Below are 19,362 nucleotides of genomic sequence, written 5' to 3'. Positions count from 1 at the left end.
AATCTGTAACCGTTTAAAAGCTACTGTCAGGGGAAGTTTGACTAAAATTGGTGGGCTGGCGGGAGTCGAGCCAGTGATCAATACCGCGGTATCAACATGAAAAGGCAGTGGTTTAACCATCGTTTTACCATCAGCAAGTCATAGGGTTCGCAGCAATCTTAATACCTTTGCTCTTTTCACATACGTCTCAGAAGGGCTACAAAGTCCTCGACGTAGGATTTTCGGTCTGATGTTAAGGCAAAAGACTGTCTCACAATGTGAGCTGGACTTAAAAGCACAGGCTCCTTACTTTGACCCATACCTAAAGACTGCATTGAGTTTGGACTAGCCTGATGCTCAGCAATAGTAAGCCAGCCAGCAGAAGATGTTCCCGCTATGCTTACGGCAGGAACAACATGAGTCAATCGTTGCGTGCTATCCATCTCTGACAGAAGTGAGGAGGTGAAGTCAAAACCTCTCGATAACGTTTCATTCACAGTTTCCTCAAGAATTACCGGCTGTCCAACTGATTGCATTGGCGTGAACGAAATCAATAGTATGTCCCCTTACGGAGAAAGTTTAACGAGGTTGTGCATTTCCCGATTTTATTCTGGCTGACACATAACTAGACATTGTCTAAGCTCTCATTAAAATCAGATTGCCTGTAGAAAATTGCACTTTACCCGTATTATTTCAAAAAAGTGTCTCCTGCAAAATCATATCTACAAGTTTTATTGAATCTATTTGAGCAGGACGAATGATTGTAGTATCAGGACCTGCTGTCACAGATATGTGCAATTTAACTGAGCTGTGAAAATAACTTTAGTGTCATTTGGCAAATTCCGAATGGCTCGGCTTTTCGATCCTTCTGGGTCCATTGGTGATTGTGCATGAGCAAGCTGTAACTGACTAATAGCCTTAATGGACTTCTCAAAAAGATCTTCCGCGGAAGTAAATTCCTCTCAGAAAATCCCTATCTACCAACAACTCACTTCACTTATCAGATTTGCTTTTTTCGGCTCAGGCTCAATATCTGACTGAACAAAGATAATCAGTTGCATAGTAGTTCGGGCTTCTAATGCTTTCTCATGAGTGGCAAATAACCCTTATAACTGTTCATAACCATAGCGAGAACCTGAAATCAAGATTACAACGTCTGATTCTTGCACACCTATCTTACGATCCTATGTAAGAAAGTTCAAAGGTAAGGATGTAAAATATATAATTGAACCCAGTACTCCAGAGTCTGCTACGATTTATATCCCATTTCTTTGGGATAAACTTAATCTTGATATTACACGCGATTTTCCTTTTGCAAATCTTGAGAAAATCAACTCTGACCATTCAAGTTATGCAACTTACTTTAAAAAATTAGCTTGTTTGTTTGATAAGTTAAAATACGGCTGGTTATAAAAATTACTTTCAGCATATCTTACCCTGCCAGTTTATAAGGGCTTGGGTAAGTTTTTTTCAATCAGGCGTTTTGATGATTGAACGATTTTTACGCTGCTTCGCAAGTTCCAAGATGCTTTTCAAATATTCAAAATGATTAATAATGTTTTTCATTATAATAGCCCCTATGGAAATACCAAGTAGAAAAGATAAACCAAATATCGAAATTATATTGGCGATGTCAGAATTGAATAACCCCTTAGCTAAGATATGGGTTATTTTTTCAAATCCTCCTAAAGCTTGTACAGCAGAGTATGATAGCCCTAGAATAGATAATATTGCTGTTTTGGTGCCGAAAAAATCTGAGATACGTGCCTTAAAACGTTCGATTTTAAAAGCTAACAAATGTGTTGCATAATCCAGCTCGGGAATGGAATAATGCTCAAGTTGTTCAACGTTCTTCTCATCGTGGTTAATTTCCATTTGAAAGTCGTTCATTACTTCGTTACGCATGTTGAAGATAAATTTCATACCACTGATTACAGGTGTTAATAAACATACAATCCCAAAAATATGATTTATCACAAGTAGTATTAGTGCGAAAGTTTTTACACTGTTTTTTTCAATCTTGAATGTTAGGCATATTACAAACAAAATCATTAACAAAAGAAAAGAAAAAATACATCCAAGTAAAGAGTAGTTTTGAATTTTTATTGAAATTCTTTTCTTTGCTTTCATCGTCGCAAAAGGAGTGTGTGATTCCATTTTACTAAGAATGCCTACTATCTGATTAATTCTATCCATTTAATTCCTTAGTATCTAACTTAAACCTTGTCTACAAGGATTTTAATTTTAATAAGATAACTTAACGTGAATATAATATAATTTACAGATCTAAGTTTGCTAAATTCAATATGATTGACTTAATTGAAGTCTTCTATTAATTTTTGATTATAATCCTCAAGATATCTCTGTAATTCATTTCTGTCAATCAAACGTACTTTTGCTGATTCTGCAAGCTCTTTAGCCGAATTAGTAAAATATGAGTTTGTAATAACCATTGCTTCGTCACATGAATAAAATGTCTTTGCGGAGATGGCTTGTTGTACTGCTGAATTACCAACTGAGCCAGAATAGTTTTTTGCCTGTATAACAATATTTTTGTCGAAACGAGTAACAAATAAATCTGCACCTTGATCTTGTGTTCTCTTGGTTTCTTTAACATCATACCCAAGAGTCTGGAATATCTTGACTAAGAAGTCTTCAAATTCAAAACCATTCATTGAATCCACTGAGTACATATTAACATACTTATCGGGATTGAAGTGCTCAAGTCGCGTAGCCAATCTCTCGACTAATATGTCAAAGTATATAGTTTCACAGATTGATATATAGTTTCTAATATTATCCATTGAGATTAATGGTGTGCCGGGGGTGTTATATGCATTCTCATTGAAATCTAATTCAGGGAAAGTAATTTTATTGTTCCAGACAAAATATAGAAATAAAGATAGATCCGCTCTAAATGTTGTTCCTGCTTCTTCAATCCATGATTTCAAAGATTCTGTGAATGTAGGTTTGATATGCCTTTTGATCTCTTTCGCAAATCCATTATATAAAGCGTTAAATGATGTGGTAAGTAAAAGCTTGTCCAAAAGCATTGGCAACTCTTCTAACTCATTAAAGCCCTTCCTGACAAGCACCTCACGAAACAAAACAAAATCAGAATAAGTACTTTTGTCTTCAGTAAAATTATTCTCTGAACGCTTATCATGTGAAAACTTTGTCGTGTGAATGAAATTGGTGAAGTAAGGATCCTTAAACGCTGCATATTTATCTAGAACGTTTTGCAGAAGACTATTGAGTTGGGATTGCTCTTTCTTTTTTCCGAACAGGTCTTTTATAACTCCTTTTGACTGATATTGGAATTCAGGATAAAAAGAAGGGTTAAGAGGTATCATTTCTTCTGAGGTTATGGGTGTGTGTGTTTTTGTACCCCATGAATTTGTTGCCGTTGGAACTCCGCCAGAACACCATGGGCAAATAATTTCGAAAGATGTCTTGCTGCATGAATAACATTGATAAATCATAAAGTGTTGTCCATATTTTTTTAATAGTGAGTTAACGTGAGCTTTTTATTGAGTGAGACACGAGAATGATATTCTGTGTCTCAAGTTTCTGCGCATTTAGTGGCCTTGGAATGCAAGCCACTAAATTAGTATCATATGATATAGTACATTGGTTCTTTAAAAACGATTTTATTATCACTTTCCATTTTTTGAATTATGGATATGATAATGCCTTTTAAAGTACCACTTGTAGCCTTGAAGCCTATTGCCCTTGATACAGAATTGACCAGCTCGTCTTGGGTAGCACCGAAGCTTTTATTGATAATATCAATAATTCCTGCCTCCATTTCCTTATTAGATATGTTTTCCGACTTTCTTAATCCTGCTGATTTAACATTCGTTCTGTCTCTCAATCTTATCGAAAGATTATCGTTGTATATAAAGTCATCTTCAAGGCAAATTGAGGAATTTGAGGTTGTGATTTTTATCGCATCTTTAACAATGGCTTCAATACGAGCCCCTGCACGTTGTAGACCCCATGCTGACCTGATACGAGTGATCACTTCGCTCACATGTATCGGGGCCTCAACAAGAACAATCTGCTCGACTATCTTGGCGAGAACCCCCACAGGGGTCTCATGAATCTGAAATCTTGTGTCAACCTCAGGAACAGCCTCAACATATGTGATAGCTTCATTGAAGCTGTCTTCAATTGTCTCTAGCCCAATTTCTGTGACAGTCTCTCTTTCCACTGTCACAATCTCGACAGGAACAGCTCTTGAACGAGAGAGAGAAGTTTCAGAACGATTTTCGAGCTCTTTCTTAGCCGCCTGAATAGCAGAGAGAGTTTTCTGTAGTTGCTCTTCGGGGCGCTGGAACCAATCCGTGCTCCAAATCCTGTGAATGATCCAACCATGATCCTCAAGCACTGCCTGACGTAGGCGATCTCTTTCTCTCGAAGAACGGGAAGAGTGGTAAGTCATACCATCGCATTCAATCCCGATAAGGTAGCGGCCCGGCATATCAGGGTCGGCAATGGCTAAATCAATAAAGAAACCTGCAATGCCGACTTGAGGGTGGACCTGGAAGCCTTCTTTTTGCAGAGCATTTGCAACCTGTTCTTCGAACACACTGTCCATTGAACGGCCACTTTGTTTTGCAACTGACAAGCGTCCAGTTCTTGCATATTGCAGGAAAAGTTTAAAAGCGAATACACCTCTACCTTTAGCCCTTTCAAGATCGATATCTTCGTCAGTGATTGAGGCATAAACTTCGCACCGCCTTTTGGCTCGACTGATAAGAACGTTCAAGCGTCTTTCACCACCCTCTGCTCCAAGAGGACCAAATCTCATTGCGATATAGTTTTGTGGATTTCTGGCATATCCAACAGAAATGATAATGACGTCGCGTTCGTCACCCTGAATGTTTTCAAGGTTTTTTACAAAAAACGGTTCGCTTGGGTGCGCATAGAAAAAGTCCTCGAACTCAGGGTTCAACCTGCGAAGCACTTCAAGCTCGTCCTGAATACGCTTTCTCTGGGTAACAGAAAAGGTAGCAACACCTAAAGATAAATGAGGGTGGCTTCTTGCGTGTTCAAGAATTGCTGTTGCTACGCGTTTTGCTTCGTTTGCATTGCTTCCAGATTCGAATACGCCATCTTCAACTTTATGGAAACGTAGGCCCATACCTGCACCTTGTGTATAGGGGCTGGGAACTATATAAAGCTTGTTTTCATAAAACTGGCTATTCGACACAGCAATCAATGACTGGTGACGGCTTCTGTAATGCCAGCGAAGCATTTTTTGAGGCAACCCTCTGGCAACAAAAAGTCCAAGTATGCTCTCAATGTCTGCCACTTGCGCAGAGTCTTCATCATCCTGCTCATCTGCGGAACCTGTCATTTTGGCGAAGAAAGAAGTTGGAGGTAACTGACGTTCGTCTCCGACAACGACTATCTGCTTACTTCGTGCAATAGCTCCTAATGCATCTACAGGTTGGATCTGACTGGCTTCATCCATTACCAGTAAATCAAACGACTGCTTACTTGGCACTAAAAACTGGGCAACTGACAGAGGGCTCATCATCATAACTGGCTTTAAGGCCTGAATAGCTGCACCAGCTTTTATCATGAGCTGTCGAATCGCCATATGACCACGTTTGCGTGCCATCTCACCCCGCAGGACACCCACAGGGCCTACGCCAACTTTAGAGGGAATTGCTCTGTGGTGAGCTCTTACAACTTCAAAACTAGAAGCTTTAATTCTTCGCAGATCCATCTCAGCGAAGCTTGCTATTCTTCTTGAATGTAAATCACCATCAAAACGAGCCAGTTCTGGCTCATCTTCGACCATTAAAGATAGAATTGAGTCGAAATAAGTTCTGTCAAAAGTACCCAGTAAACGTTCCGGGGAAAGAACGCCACTACTCAAATCGGAGATTAATGGATAAATACCAAATTTTTTCGCCAACTCTACACGGTTTTGCCAGGAAACCCATTTTGAAAGTTGTTCAGAATTATCTATCCAAAGAGTAATCTTGTCATAGACTAAATTAAATGGTATTTCATGAGCATTTTCATTTTCGAAAATTGATCCATAGGAAGATTTAAGAGAACTAATCACTGATGTGAGTTTGGCAAACTGCGCTTGAATAGACTCGCTTAAACTTCTGGATTTATCAACTAAACCCTGTTTGTCATCTATTTTAGACGCTATGATTCTTAGGTCGTTATTTTCTTCAATCCATGAGTGAGCTTGAAGTAACAGATCCCAATCACTGTTTTCTTTCAACCATAATGGGTGCATGGTTGACTGAGCTAAATTATCGAAAGTCTGAATAATATTGAGTTTTTGCTGAGTGCTTGATAACAAGTTCAACAATTCAATACGATCAGAAACCGAGGATTCATTTTTGACGAAAACTTCTTTATATGCGGAATCCATAGCGCTTAGCACATCAGATTTTACTAAAAGTGATTCCAATGGAATGTTTTTAACGGAATAATAGTTATCAAAATACTCTTCTGGCGTGGCTCCCAATGATTCCCAAAGAATACGACTTTCATCTAAAATTTCATGGGTGAGTTTTTTAAGCTGACTCACTTGATATGCTAAGGCGTCTTTGTTGGAGAGGCGACTTGCAATCATTCTGGCTTCAGAGTTGATACCACGTAAGGTACGCATCCATTCGACAAGTGATTTCAGCAATTCACTATCGCTATTCTCACCTCGCCAGTCTGAACCAAATGCAGACTGTCCGAACTCGTTCAAATCAATGATGGATTTTCTTAATTGCTGTGCTTTTATTAACAGCTCGAGATACTCAACCTGCTGAGGGATCGTTAAGCTTTTATCATTTATCAATGAAAGAGTAAGCTTTTTCGACTTTCGCCATTCGCTATTAAGGAATTTCAAAGCGCCAGTGTTGTTTTCAAGGCTGTTTCGGGTGCTTTCTAAATCTGTTTCCCATGCCTTTTCAACGAAGATAAGATTGATTTTTTCTTTATAAACACTAAGTTGTTTAATATCTGTAACCAGACTTGCCGCTTTTTCAATACCACCTTCCCAGACAGTGGCAATGAATGCTTCTGGACTTACATTAGGAGCTTGAGTAATACTTTTTCCCAACTCAATAAGACTTTCAATCTCACTTAAATTAGAGAATCCGATTTTTGAACCCAACTCCTGCTGTAATCTTGAAGACTCTTTTAAGATCTTAGGTGTAAGTGTCTTCAGTTTATACGCAGCAGTAAAAGCATTAATATTAATATCTGCAGGTAATTTACGATAGCCTTCTGAAAGGCTGGCGACCTCGGTGTTGAATTTATCAGCATGTAATTCTTTTTCAAGCTTGGTGTAGAGCTCTTTAAATGAGAATACAGTTTCAATTAACGTTTTTATCTCATCTTTAGAAGTGGCCCATAACGGCGAGCTTAACGATTCAGGTGATAAATTAGGCGCTAAGTTAATTAATTCAGCTGTTCGAATGAATTCCTGTAAATCTTTTGATGAGTCTATATGATAGACTTCATTTGTTAGTTCAAAAAGATTGATAGACTCTTCAATAGAATCTGAAAGTTCAGACTTCAGGTTCGTTAATGAAGCAGTGAGTCTTTCAACTTCACTAGGAAGTATCTCAGTTCTATCGATACCATTCCATGGGTGCGAATCAGGAATGCCAATATCACTTATCCTTTCAATTAATTCATCAATAAGTGCATGTCTTTTGGAGAAATCGTCGTTACTCCATAATTCATACCCGTTGAGCTTATAATCGTTAGGATCAAAATCTGATTGTCTGAGACGTACCAGTTGCGCCATAACCTTATATGGCGTTAACCCAGATGGCATGTACGTTTTATGAAGTCTTGCGGGGTGATTGTTGAGGATATCTCTGCTTTCTGTGAGATTATTGACTAATGTATCTGGAAATTCTCCTCGAGGGGAACCAAGTTCCCAAACTCGCTTCAGTTCTTCAAGGAATGCTCTTTTATTGGTTTTGTTGCTATGTAGCTCTAAACAAGCATCTCCGACACCCGCCTGATCAAGTCTGCGCTTAACTACTTCAAGAGCCGCCATTTTTTCAGCTACAAACAATACTTTTTTACCATCTGCTACTGCTGAAGCTATGATGTTTGCGATTGTCTGAGATTTACCAGTTCCTGGAGGACCCTGAATAACCAAGCTTTTACCATTACGTACTTCGTGAATGGCAAGAGTCTGTGAGCTATCACTGTCCAAAATATGAAGCATTTCTCGGGGAGGAATGACTGAGTCAATTATAATGTCGTCAGAGGTTAACTCTCCACCAGAGAATCCTGTTTCTAAAAGAGACTTTATTGATTCCTGATCTGTGATTTTTGAATCTGGGGGCCAGTTATCAGGATCTAAATCTGTGTACATCATGAATTTAGCGTAAGAAAAAAGTTCTAAATTCACTTCATTTTCTAATACTTCCCAGCCTTCTTTCAATGAAATAGTTTTCTTGAAATCAGCAAAGTAGTCCGTTAAAGAAAACTCGTCATCGATATTTAGTGAGGGTGGAGTTATTTGGTGAACGCGGCTGAGGAATGTCTCAAGCGACAGGTTGCTAATGATGTCCTCATCCCTGACTTTAATTTTAAAGCGTTCTCCTGCTTTAGCTCGCATTAATTCAACTGGCAATAATAAAAGAGGGGCATGGCGTATGTTTTCTTTGTTATTAGGATCTATCCATTTAAGCGATCCTAGCGACAGAAACAGGATGTTTACGCCTTGCTCTTCTTCAAGGGTTTTTGAGTCGTAATATAAATCTAATAATTTTTTTTGTAATGTCTTTGGCGTGAGCTTGGTTTGGAGTTTTGTATCATTATGGTTGGTTTCAGAGTCATCTAAGAAAATAATATCTTCGGACCCTGAGTCTGTCTCACTGTTCTCATTGCTTTCATCTGTCTTTTTATCTTCTCGACCATGAAGAAAAGTGAACGGCTTGCCTTCTTCAAAAAGCATCTTGAACAGAATGTCAGACCTTTCATTAACTACTTCCAAAAATTTTGTAGTTTTTGATTTTGGTATGTTAAGTAAACGATTTCTTGCTGTCAGATCGAGTAATTCTGCTCGCGACTTTTCAAGTTTCTGGCTGAGTGACAGATTGGAGTTTTTGTAAAGTGAGCCTTCAATTTCGTCCATTACGCATAACCTTTGAATTGGGGATTTTACTGTGCTTATCAGTGCATTATCACTTTATAGCTAAGTAACTAAAATTTTTCTATACATATTAGAGTGTTTTGATATGAAAATTAAGAATTTTCTAATTAATTTTGGTTTGTATTTTTTAACTGTTAAAAATCATATAGTTAAATACTACTGTGTAAGCCTTAGCTAAGGTTAAAAGGGTTTGACATAAGTAATATTGATGCTTTTGTGCTTTAAAGTTCAGAAAATAGGTAGTCAAGTTGGAGGTTGTTCATCCCCAAACAGCATAACGTTGTGAAAAAGATTTGGTTGGGCTTAAAAAATTTTATGCCTAATCCAGGGACAGATACATTATTAGGTAATCTATTGAATGCTTTAGGTAACTATAAAGAAATGGTTTCTAGATATAATTAAGGTTTGTGTGCGCAAGTATATGATTTATTTTGTGATTTTATCGTTAAATTTCGGGAGGTGACTTTCGACTACTAGTGTTAATGCTTGAAGCGAGTACGTATAACTCTAGTTATGTTGGTTGATTACTCAGATTATGTGACTAAACCTTTGCTGGATTCGAGTGTAATCCTCCAGCCAGGCAATACGATACTCAGATAGTAGCTCGGCCAAAACGACATTTAACATTAATAGTATCTATGTTTATCTTGTGGGGAACTATTAATAATTAGACATTGATCAAGTGCCCATCAATTTGTCAAAAAGATCTCTTGATATAGCCAATTATCGATCATATTTTGAACAGAAGGGTTCCCTCTTAAGCGTTCACAGGAGAATTTCTATGGCACGCAAGTTTGGTCCGAAACGTATTGCTGACTCAACAGGACAACCTGACCAGCGTCAGCGTGATAACAAGAAAACTCCGGGAAATAATCCAAAGGTAAAGCCTGGTAAAAATTCAAAACCATAGTTACATTTCTAAGTACTACATAATAAATAAGGCTTTCGGGGCTTTTTTTCTTTCCATAAAAGACCAATAAAAAAATCATCAACACTAATCTAAGCCAGAGTAAATGCTATAATTACCCCTTGCTGACAGTTGAACATGTTCGCCCAACTACGCCATCATATTTCTTCGTTGCTCCAAATACTGAGAAAGATTGTATGCTCTCCTAACTCCAATGGTATCAATGTGAGTCAGTGCTGCTTCAATGACGTCAGGTTGAAACCCCTTCTCATTAAGAACAGTTGAAGCTATGGATCTCATACCATGCGCAACAAGGATATCTTTGAAGCCCATACGTTTCAGCGCCATGTTTGCCGTCTGACTGTTCATTGGTTCCAGTGGATTGCGGTGCCCGGGAAAAACGTGTGGTCTGTGCTGGCTGATTGGCTTCATAACTTCTGGTACAGCAAGAATCTGCTCAGATAGTGGAACAATATGCATGCGTTTCATTTCATGCGCCCGGCAGGAATGCGCAATTCCTTTGTCTCGAAGTTGATCTCATCCCAGCGTGTCATCGCCGCTTCTGCCGGTCGTGTCATTGTAAGGAGCTGCCATTCGATGAGACAGCGCGTCTGTTTGCCAATACTCGCAAATGCGAGATTCTTCATAAGCAGAGGTGGCTGTTCAGGTAAGAGGGCGGGGCGGTGTTTTACTTTTGGCTTATGGAACGTCTGACCGATTTTAGCCGCTGGGTTTGAAGTCACTAAGCCAGAGTTCAAAGCGTAATCCATAACCTCATTAATACGCGGACTTAACCTTTCAACAGTTTCGAGTCTGCCTGCTGCATAAGTTGGGCTAAGGGATCCAATGAATTGTTGGGCTGTAATGCTGGAAATAGGCATCGAGCCAATATGTGGGAACACATATTTACTCATTGAGCGCCAGATATCGTTAAGAGTATGGGTTGTTAATCCGGCTGCCTCTTTGGTCTTAAACCACTCAGCTGCAACTTTTTCAAACGTACTTTCACTCACACTCTTCTGACGACGTTGCTCTGCCTTTTAGTGCTCTTGAGGGTTGACGTCTTTGCTGAGAAGAGCGCGGGCTGATTCGCGATTTTGGCGGGGTTCAGAAAGCGAAACGGAAGGGTATGAACCAAAGCTGATCATGGCCCGTTTACGGGTGAAGGGTTTGTAATAACGAAACCGCCAGAGTTTTGAGCCTCCGGGAGTTACCTGCAGTTCCAGAGCGTCCCCGTCATAAAGAACCAATGCTCGTCCAGCAACTTTGGCGTTCTTAACTTCGGTATTGTTTAAGGGCTTGGTCTGTCTTGCCATGAGCAGTCTCCATTCTGTTCCTCGGAAGGCTTAGGCATATTAAAAGGCAGTCTTAGAAACGTATGCCCATGAGTATGCCTAAATCAGGTGGATTCGACTGTATCAATCAGGATTTCACTAGAAAACAGAAAAACAGCAGGTTTCAACAACCTGCTGTCTAAACTGTTTTTTATGGTTCTCTCTGGACTTCACCAGACAAAACGTTTGGGGTAATTTGGTCGGCACGAGAGGATTTGAACCTCCGACCCCCGACACCCCATGACGGTGCGCTACCAAACTGCGCTACGTGCCGACAGTTGCCACTATCTTACTCAAATGAAACGTGAATGCAAGCTGCTAACGCGTTGACTGCTTTAGATTTATACAGCTAATTGGCGATAAATCGTTTTTCGTCGGTCAATACCTGCAGCAGCAGCGCCAGCTGGGGTTTACGATCTTTCAGCCGTTTGCCCTGCAGATCCCAGGCGGAATAATTGCCGTTACTATCCAGCGCCAGCGTCTCCTCAGGCGTGGAAATCAGCAATTGATCGGCGTTCCTGCCGGTAACCCAGTTATGACGGCGTTGAGCGGCAAACAAGTCCTCGCCCTGAGAGTAGTCAGAAGCTGGTGTATTAACCTGCAACAGGCGTTGCATCAGTGTGGTCATAATGTCCTGATGAACGGTCAGTTTATTCACCGTTTGTGCCGGTGTAGATGGCCAGTGCACCACCAGCGGAACCTGCAGCATGGCACGATTACCATCATGAGAATTATCGTCCAACACTACGCCATGCTGGGCGGTGATCACCACCACGGTGTTTGCCAGCAGGCCTTTCTGCTCGAGCGTGTTCAGCACGTTGTGGATTTGCTGGTCGACGTCAGCCGCAGCGCGCTGGTAGTGGCGCTCGTTCGACAGCAGTCGCTCACTGCTGGCGGCAGAGGTCGTCAGCGAAAGATAAGAGAACCACGGAGCCGTCCCATTGTTATGTCCGTTCAGCCAGTTCATCCACTGCAGGGTGGTCTCTGCATTAGACTGATTTTTGACCGTTGGCAGTGAGAAATCGGATAACAGGGCCTGACGATAAAGTGGGGAACTAAAACCGTCGCTGGCAAACATGCCAAACTGGTAGCCGCGCTGCCCCAGGGCACTCATCAGCGCAGAAGGAGTACGCGATGACAGCACGCCATCCATGTAACCTGGCGATATACCGTAAAACAGACTAAACAGCCCGGTATCATCACTGGTCCCGGCACTAAAGTGTTGGCTGAAGCGCACGTTGCTATCCGCAAAGCGTGTCAAATTGGGTAACGCTTGCGCCATTGAGACTTGATTAAGGCCATCAACCGTGATCACCAGCAGATTATTGTGCGTGGCATTATTGCTGAAGGTGATGTCACTGAGTGGATAGGCTACCGACAGCGCCTCCGGACTACCCTGTTGCACCAGACGCCGCTGATACTCTTTTGCGTCCAGCAGCCCGTGTTTCTCCAGAAAACGTCGGGCAGTCATGGGGTAGGAGAGCGGCAGATTTGAGCGTTGCATGGTGATCGGCCGGTAGAAATTTGCATCCGCCCAGATATACATCAGATGGCTGGCAAAGAAAGCGCTGATCAACAACCCGGCGAGAGGTTTACCGAAGGTGCGGCGATTCAGGCTGCGCAGCTTCTGCCAACTCCAGGTAGCAAACAGCATTTCCACCAGAAAAATAACCGGTACGCTGATAAACATCAGCTGCCAGTCGCGTGCCATCTCGCTCTGATCGGGGTTAACCACCAGTTCCCACACCACCGGATTGAGATGCAGGTGGAAGCGAGCAAATACCGCACTGTCGACCAGAATAAGGGTCAGCCCGGCAGTGGCGATGATTGCCGACAGGAAGCGCAGCAAGCGCTGCGACATCACCAGGAAGGTAAGCGGGAATATAATCAGCAGGTAGGCAGCAAAAACGATGAAGCTAAAGTGCCCAATCCAGCTGCTGAATGCATAGAGGCGTCCGGCCAGCGACGCTGGCCAGTCGGAAATAAAAAGGTAACGACTACCCAGAATAACAGCAAAGATGATATTAAACAGGGCGAACCAGTGCCCCCAGCCGATCATCTGGGACACTTTTTCACGGTAGCGCTGTCGGTTGGTTACCATAATGGAATCAGTGTTATCTCATCAGTGGGAGCGGTCATCGCGCACCGAGGCCTGCAAAGCACTGGCAAAAGAGCGAGCCATTGCCTGGCGTTGGGCCGGAGCCACGCTGGTGTTGAGTAAGTTGGTCACCATGTTTCCCAATACCATCAGGGAAAGGTCGGTCGGGGCCTGGTTTTTCTCCAGCACCTGAACCAGTTCTGCGAGGATCTTCTCCACGCGTTCGTTGCTGTAACGGGATGATTGTGCCATGAAGTCAGTTTTACTAGGGTCTAAAGGGCGCTATCTTACCGTAAGAGCGCGTTTTTTTCTGCATTTTTATCGTCATCAACCACGAATGAATCAAGCAGTGTTGTTGCAGTTGATCGTAAAGACGCACAGTGTTTGAATACGCGCCTGTGCATAAAGGAGAGTTTACCATGAGTCTGGATATCGATCAGATCGCCCTTCATCAGATGATTAAGCGCGATGAACAAACGCTGGAACTGGTTCTGCGCGACTCATTGCTGCCGTCTAACCCGACCGTCATGGCGATGATGGAAGAATTACATCGTGTTTACAGTGCCAAAAGTAAAGCCTATGGCCTGTTTAATGAAGAGAGCGAACTGGCCGATGCGCTGCGCAACTGCCGCAAAGGTGAGGGTGATTTTCTTGCTTTCAGTCGGGCTGCCAGTGCGCGCCTGCGTGATGAGTTAGGTAAGTATCCCTTTGCCGAAGGCGGGATCGTATTGTTTGGTCACTATCGCTACCTGGCGGTGGAATATCTGCTGATTGCGGTGTTGAGCAGCCAGAACAGCATGCGGGTTAACGAAGAGCTTGATATCAGCAGCACGCATTATCTTGATATCAATCATGCGGATATCGTTGCGCGTATCGATCTGACCGAATGGGAAACGCAACCCCAATCGACGCGCTATTTGACCTTTCTGCGCGGGCGGGTGGGGCGCAAAGTTGCCGATTTCTTTATGGACTTCCTTGGTGCCAGCGTCGGTTTGGACACCAAAGCGCAAAACCGTGGTTTGTTACAGGCGGTGGACGATTACTGTGCGGAAGCCAGCCTGGACAAAAACGAGCGGCAAAATTACCGTCAGCAGGTTTACAGCTATTGTAATGAGCAGCTGCAGGCGGGTGAAGAGATCGAATTACAGGATCTTTCAAACGAACTGGCTCCGCTGGGCGAGAAAACCTTCCAGGCTTTCACTCAAGAGCAGGGCTACGAACTGGAAGAAAGCTTCCCGGCAGATCGCAGCACGCTGCGCCAGCTGACTAAATTCGCCGGGAGCGGTGGCGGTGTGACGTTGAACTTTGACGCAATGCTGCTAGGTGAACGCATATTCTGGGATGCCAACACCGATACGTTAACCATCAAAGGTACCCCGCCCAATCTGCGTGACCAGCTGCAGCGCCGCACCAGCGCTAAATAATTGACGATGTGCAGCAATGCTGTGACTGGCTGAACGTGCCGTTGCCCGGGACAGTATTATTGTGCCCGGGTGGGAAACTGACGCAAAAAAAACGCCGCATTAAGCGGCGTTTTTCACATCTGTTAATGTCGGGCGATTAAGCGCGAACGAAGTCGATGTGGTGCAGTTTTGGCTTGAACGGGTGACGCTGTACAGCCTGCACTTTCACTTTGGTTTCTTTACCATCTACAACCAGAGTCAGCACTTCTTCGTAGAAACCAGGCTTAGATTGCAGGTTCAATACGGAGTCGTGGTCCAGTTCGATAGCAACAGCTGCTTCGTTTCCGCCATAGATAATTGCCGGGAATTTGTTAGCTGTACGCAGGCGGCGGCTCGCACCCTTGCCCTGCTCTTTACGGGTTTCAACATTAATAGTGAACATTTTAAGTCTCTTCAGGTTTTATTCCTGCTACAGGCGACCCAGCAGCAGGTAGTCTTGTTCAGCTTTCACATAGCAAAAGCGGGCGGCATTATAACGATGTTTGCCGCAGCGGGCAATGTATTAACGCTAGCGCAGCTCATTTGCCCGACGGAAACGGCCCTGGTAATCAAAGACTTTCTCGCGCACTGACCAGAAATGACGCTGTTTACGCGCCACAATAAAGTCCGGATGGCGCAGCAGCGGCTGGAGCGCGACGATATCCGCCGCGTTTTTCCAGCCGAGCGGAACGCCGGGCGCGCGCTGATGAGGCCGCAAAAAGAGCTGCTCAAAAGCGGTGCGCTGTGCGGGGGTTTTTAAGCGGAAGCGCTCGCTGACTTCGCTGGCGTCTTCGTCATAATATCGGGCCTGTAGCCATTCGCCATGCTCATCACTGCCGCTTTCCAGTACCATCGCCGCACAGCGTAGCACCAGCGCATCCTTTAACTTCAGCGCCGCTTTCAGCATGTCGTCCGGGTCGACCAGAATGGCGTCACACTCGCGGCAGCGGCGTGCAGCAATGTCATTTCCGGCGTTGCAGTGCGGGCAGCTTTTAAAGCGAAAACGGTAATCGCACTGCTCACGCCGGCCTTCATCATCCTCCAGAATGCCCTGACAGCGGCGGCCGAAATGTTCAATAAGGGTGCCATCGCTGGTGGTTTTGCCCCAGAAGATGTTGGCAAAGCCACAGCCCGGGCAGAAAACCTGCACCGGCTGGTTGTCGCTCTTACCCTTTGGTGCGCCCACTTCTGGCGTAAACAGATCGTGCGGATTTCCGGCATAATCGAGGATCAGACAATCGCTTTTACCCGGACTGAGGCGCAGACCGCGCCCGACGATTTGCTGGTACAGGCTGACCGATTCGGTAGGGCGTAAAATGGCAATCAGGTCAACATGCGGCGCATCAAAGCCGGTCGTTAGTACCGCAACGTTGACCATGTATAACAGTTTGCGCGCCTTAAAAGCGGCGATCAGTGCATCGCGCTCAGCGGCGGGGGTGGCGGCAGAGATCAGCGCTTTACTCCCCGGTAGCAGGCCGAGGATCTCTCGTGCATGTTCTACCGTGGCGGCGAAGATCATCACGCCCTCACGCTGCTGCGCAAATTCAACAATCTGCTGGATAATATGTGGAGTAATACGCTGTTGCTGTTTCAATTCACGGTTGAGGTCGGCCTCGCTGAACAGCCCGCTTTCCTGCACCTGCAAACGACTGAAATCGTACTGCACCACCGGCATATCCAGCCGCTCTGGCGGAACCAGAAAGCCGTGTTTAATCATATAGCGCAGCGGCAGTTCGTAAATGCAGTCGCGGAACAGCGCGCTTTCAGCGCCTCTTACCATACCATGATAGTGGAACTGATAAATCCAGCCTTTGCCCAGCCGGTAGGGCGTGGCGGTCAGTCCGAGCAGCCGCAGCCCGGGATTATACTGGCGCAGCTGGTTGATGATTTGCTGGTACTGGCTGTCATCGGCATCGCTGATGCGATGGCACTCATCGATAATCAGCAACGAAAACTGCGCGTTGAACTGCTCAAGATTACGCGCTACCGACTGTACGCTGCCAAATACCACCTTTGCCTGGCTCTCTTTGCGCTGCAGGCCGGCGGCGAAAATGTCCGCCTCCAGACCGTAAGCAAGGTATTTGGCATGATTCTGCGCTATCAGCTCTTTGACATGGGCCAGCACCAATACGCGACCACGCGCCAAGCGCGCCAGTTCAGCAATCACCAGACTTTTTCCCGCACCGGTGGGCAAAACAATGACCGCTGGCTGAATGGATCGGCGAAAATAGCGGATAGCGGCATCCACCGCTTCCTGCTGATAGGGGCGTAAGGTAAATGACATGAATACTCGAAAATGGTCAACAATAGCTTATTATGTCATGAAAGCACGATAAGTGTGCCCCCCCCTATGGCCTTCAGGGGTTGTGCAGTTATAATACGCGCTCCATTCAGGATGAGCGCGATGCGCCACATCAACAGACGTACAGCGTCAGTTTTCATTCCAAACCTAAACAGGCAGTGCAGAGTTAATGCGACTTGATAAATTTATCTCCCGGCAGCTGGAAGTCAGCCGCGCCATCGCCGCGCGTGAGCTACGTGCAAGAAAAGTCACCGTGGATGGTGAAGTTGTTCGCGAAGGTTCATATCAATTAAGTGCGGACAGCACGGTAGCATACGATGGCAAGGTGCTGGAACAGCAGTTGGGGCCACGCTACTTTATGCTCAACAAGCCGGTGGGCTATGTCTGTTCTACTGACGATCCGGATCATCCGACCATATTGTACTTCCTTGAGGAGCCGGGCGCGTTCAGGCTGCATGCCGCCGGGCGCCTGGATATTGACACCACCGGACTGGTGCTGATGACCGATGACGGTCAGTGGTCGCATCGTATTACTTCTCCGCGGCACCACTGCGAGAAAACCTATCTTGTGACGCTTGAATCAGCCATCAGTGATGACACCGCGCAGCAGTTTGCTGACGGCGTTCAGTTGCATAATGAAAAGACACTGACCAAACCGGCCATGCTGGCAGTGATAGCGCCGAATCTGGTGCGCCTGACTATCAGCGAGGGGCGCTATCACCAGGTTAAACGTATGTTTGCCGCCGTAGGTAATCGCGTGGTGGCCCTGCATCGTGAACGTATCGGTGCCATTCGCCTCGATAGTGATTTGCAGCCGGGCGAATATCGTCCCCTGAGCGCCGAAGAAATTGCCAGTGTCGGGCTGGCGCGCTAAAAACGGATCAGGGGCAGGCAGGTGGTGCAAATGGCTATGGAAAAAAATTCGCCCGCAGGACTGGTCGTGATCCTCGGACTGTTGGCGATGTTAATGCCGCTATCGATCGATATGTATCTGCCGGCCTTGCCACAGATTGCGCGTGAATTCTCGGTGTCGGCGGGCAGCGTGCAGATGACGCTTAATGTGTATATCCTCGGTTTTTCTCTGGGTCAGCTGATCTATGGCCCACTGGCTGACAGCTTTGGCCGCAAGCCGGTGATCGCCATCGGTACGTTGATCTTCGCCATCACAGCAGCAGCCTGTGCCGTGGCACAAACTATCGAACAACTTATTTATATACGTTTTCTGCACGGTCTTTCAGCAGCGGCAGGCAGCGTGGTGATCAGCGCCCTGATGCGTGACAGCTACTCAAAAGAAGAGTTTTCCCGCATGATGTCTTTTGTGCTGCTGGTGATGACCGTAGCCCCGCTGGTAGCGCCGATTCTTGGCGGCTGGGTGCTGCTGTTATGGAGCTGGCATGCCATTTTCTGGATTATCTCCGCAGTGGCTGTTATCACCACGCTGCTGGTGGTGACGCAAATCAAAGAGACGCTGCCAAAGGAAAAGCGGCAAAAATTTAGTTTGCGTGCCACTCTGGGCAATTTCCTGTTGCTGTTTCGTCATCAGCGCGTACTCAGCTACATGTTGGCGAGCGGTTTCTCTTTTGCCGGGCTGTTTGCGTTTATCAATAGCGGGCCGTTTGTTTATATTGAACTGAACCACATTTCTCCACAGAATTTCGGTTATTACTTCGCGCTGAATATCGTATTTTTGTTCCTGATGACGCTGCTGAATAGCCGTTGCGTGCGCCGTTTCGGGCCGGTGCTGATGTTCCGTCTCGGGCTGCTGATACAGTTTTCCATGGGCATATGGCTGGTAGTGGTCAGTGCCCTGAACCTCGGATTTCTGCCGCTGGTATTCGGCGTCGCAATGTTTATTGGCTGTGTGTCGATGGTTTCCTCTAATGCAATGGCGGTTATTTTAGAAGAATTTCCGCATATGGCAGGTACGGCTTCGTCCCTTGCCGGCACTCTGCGTTTTGGCGTAGGGGGGCTGGCCGGAGCATTACTGTCAGCCCTTAATTTTACCAGCGCATGGCCAATGGTCGTGGCGATGTTTATCTGCTCCACGCTGTCGATATTGCTATTTCTGTACGCTTCGCGTCCGCTGCAAACAACGTTGGCGTAAGCGAGAAAAACGGCGAGCCTGGCGGTCGATCCCTCTTCAATAACAGCTTTG

At 45.0% G+C, this 19,362-nt stretch carries 14 protein-coding genes and 1 tRNA gene; 4 read left to right on the top strand and 11 right to left on the bottom strand.

The genetic code is table 11. The features are described from left to right. Positions 1-1,449: 1,449 nt before the first annotated feature. The 3 genes from JGC47_RS11050 to JGC47_RS11040 form a co-directional block, all read right to left on the bottom strand. Positions 1,450-2,175 carry a hypothetical protein gene (locus tag JGC47_RS11050; RefSeq protein ID WP_013036114.1) on the bottom strand — a complete coding sequence of 242 codons (726 nt, stop codon included), beginning with the start codon at positions 2,173-2,175 and terminating at the stop codon, positions 1,450-1,452. 119 nt (positions 2,176-2,294) lie between these two features. Further along, the gene (locus JGC47_RS11045; protein ID WP_004158505.1) at positions 2,295-3,461 is read right to left on the bottom strand and encodes a restriction endonuclease; all 1,167 of its coding nucleotides are present in this window, start codon (positions 3,459-3,461) and stop codon (positions 2,295-2,297) included. 131 nt (positions 3,462-3,592) lie between these two features. Beyond that, entirely contained in the window at positions 3,593-9,106 is a 5,514-nt protein-coding gene (locus tag JGC47_RS11040; protein ID WP_004158503.1) for a DUF3320 domain-containing protein, read from the bottom strand. Positions 9,107-9,905: 799 nt separating this feature from the next. Between JGC47_RS11040 and JGC47_RS17805 the strand changes: the two genes are divergently transcribed. Continuing rightward, positions 9,906-10,034 (top strand): hypothetical protein, encoded by a 129-nt coding sequence (locus JGC47_RS17805; protein WP_004158501.1) that lies wholly within the window; start codon positions 9,906-9,908, stop codon positions 10,032-10,034. A gap of 147 nt (positions 10,035-10,181) precedes the next feature. Here JGC47_RS17805 and JGC47_RS18005 read toward each other — a convergent pair whose 3' ends face one another. The 6 genes from JGC47_RS18005 to JGC47_RS11015 form a co-directional block, all read right to left on the bottom strand. After that, the gene (locus JGC47_RS18005) at positions 10,182-10,520 is read right to left on the bottom strand and encodes a tyrosine-type recombinase/integrase (RefSeq protein WP_004158499.1); all 339 of its coding nucleotides are present in this window, start codon (positions 10,518-10,520) and stop codon (positions 10,182-10,184) included. After that, positions 10,517-11,044: a phage integrase central domain-containing protein gene (locus tag JGC47_RS18000; protein WP_004158496.1), complete on the bottom strand. Its 528-nt coding sequence runs from the start codon at positions 11,042-11,044 to the stop codon at positions 10,517-10,519. Before JGC47_RS18000 ends, JGC47_RS18005 begins: the two co-directional genes overlap by 4 nt. Positions 11,045-11,071: 27 nt before the next feature. Next, positions 11,072-11,347 (bottom strand): integrase arm-type DNA-binding domain-containing protein, encoded by a 276-nt coding sequence (locus JGC47_RS17995; protein WP_004158493.1) that lies wholly within the window; start codon positions 11,345-11,347, stop codon positions 11,072-11,074. A 215-nt stretch (positions 11,348-11,562) separates the two neighbouring features. Further along, a tRNA-Pro gene (locus JGC47_RS11025) sits at positions 11,563-11,639 on the bottom strand. Between the two features lie 75 nt (positions 11,640-11,714). Next, on the bottom strand, positions 11,715-13,466 hold the full coding sequence (gene yejM / locus JGC47_RS11020; RefSeq protein WP_004158492.1) for an LPS biosynthesis-modulating metalloenzyme YejM: 1,752 nt from the start codon (positions 13,464-13,466) through the stop codon (positions 11,715-11,717). Positions 13,467-13,487: 21 nt separating this feature from the next. Then, the gene (locus JGC47_RS11015) at positions 13,488-13,715 is read right to left on the bottom strand and encodes a YejL family protein (RefSeq protein ID WP_004158491.1); all 228 of its coding nucleotides are present in this window, start codon (positions 13,713-13,715) and stop codon (positions 13,488-13,490) included. Between the two features lie 167 nt (positions 13,716-13,882). On the opposite strand from JGC47_RS11015, the gene yejK reads away from it, so the two are divergent. Beyond that, complete coding sequence (gene yejK / locus JGC47_RS11010; RefSeq protein WP_004158489.1) at positions 13,883-14,887, top strand: nucleoid-associated protein YejK; 1,005 nt, start codon at positions 13,883-13,885, stop codon at positions 14,885-14,887. A 136-nt stretch (positions 14,888-15,023) separates the two neighbouring features. Here the strand turns inward: yejK and rplY are convergent, their stop codons facing one another. After that, a complete protein-coding gene (gene rplY / locus JGC47_RS11005; protein WP_004158483.1) occupies positions 15,024-15,308 on the bottom strand; it encodes a 50S ribosomal protein L25 in 285 nt (94 codons plus the stop codon). A 126-nt stretch (positions 15,309-15,434) separates the two neighbouring features. Further along, complete coding sequence (radD, locus tag JGC47_RS11000; RefSeq protein WP_004158480.1) at positions 15,435-17,189, bottom strand: DNA repair helicase RadD; 1,755 nt, start codon at positions 17,187-17,189, stop codon at positions 15,435-15,437. Positions 17,190-17,376: 187 nt separating this feature from the next. Here radD and rsuA point away from each other — a divergent pair, with 187 nt between their 5' ends. Beyond that, complete coding sequence (gene rsuA / locus JGC47_RS10995) at positions 17,377-18,081, top strand: 16S rRNA pseudouridine(516) synthase RsuA (RefSeq protein ID WP_004158478.1); 705 nt, start codon at positions 17,377-17,379, stop codon at positions 18,079-18,081. 30 nt (positions 18,082-18,111) lie between these two features. Further along, positions 18,112-19,311 carry a Bcr/CflA family multidrug efflux MFS transporter gene (locus JGC47_RS10990; protein WP_004158477.1) on the top strand — a complete coding sequence of 400 codons (1,200 nt, stop codon included), beginning with the start codon at positions 18,112-18,114 and terminating at the stop codon, positions 19,309-19,311. The last annotated feature ends 51 nt before the right edge of the window (positions 19,312-19,362 follow it).

Origin of the sequence: Erwinia amylovora (assembly GCF_017161565.1) — a bacterium.
Lineage (GTDB): Bacteria > Pseudomonadota > Gammaproteobacteria > Enterobacterales > Enterobacteriaceae > Erwinia > Erwinia amylovora.
This window is presented reverse-complemented; position numbering and strand designations above follow the sequence as displayed.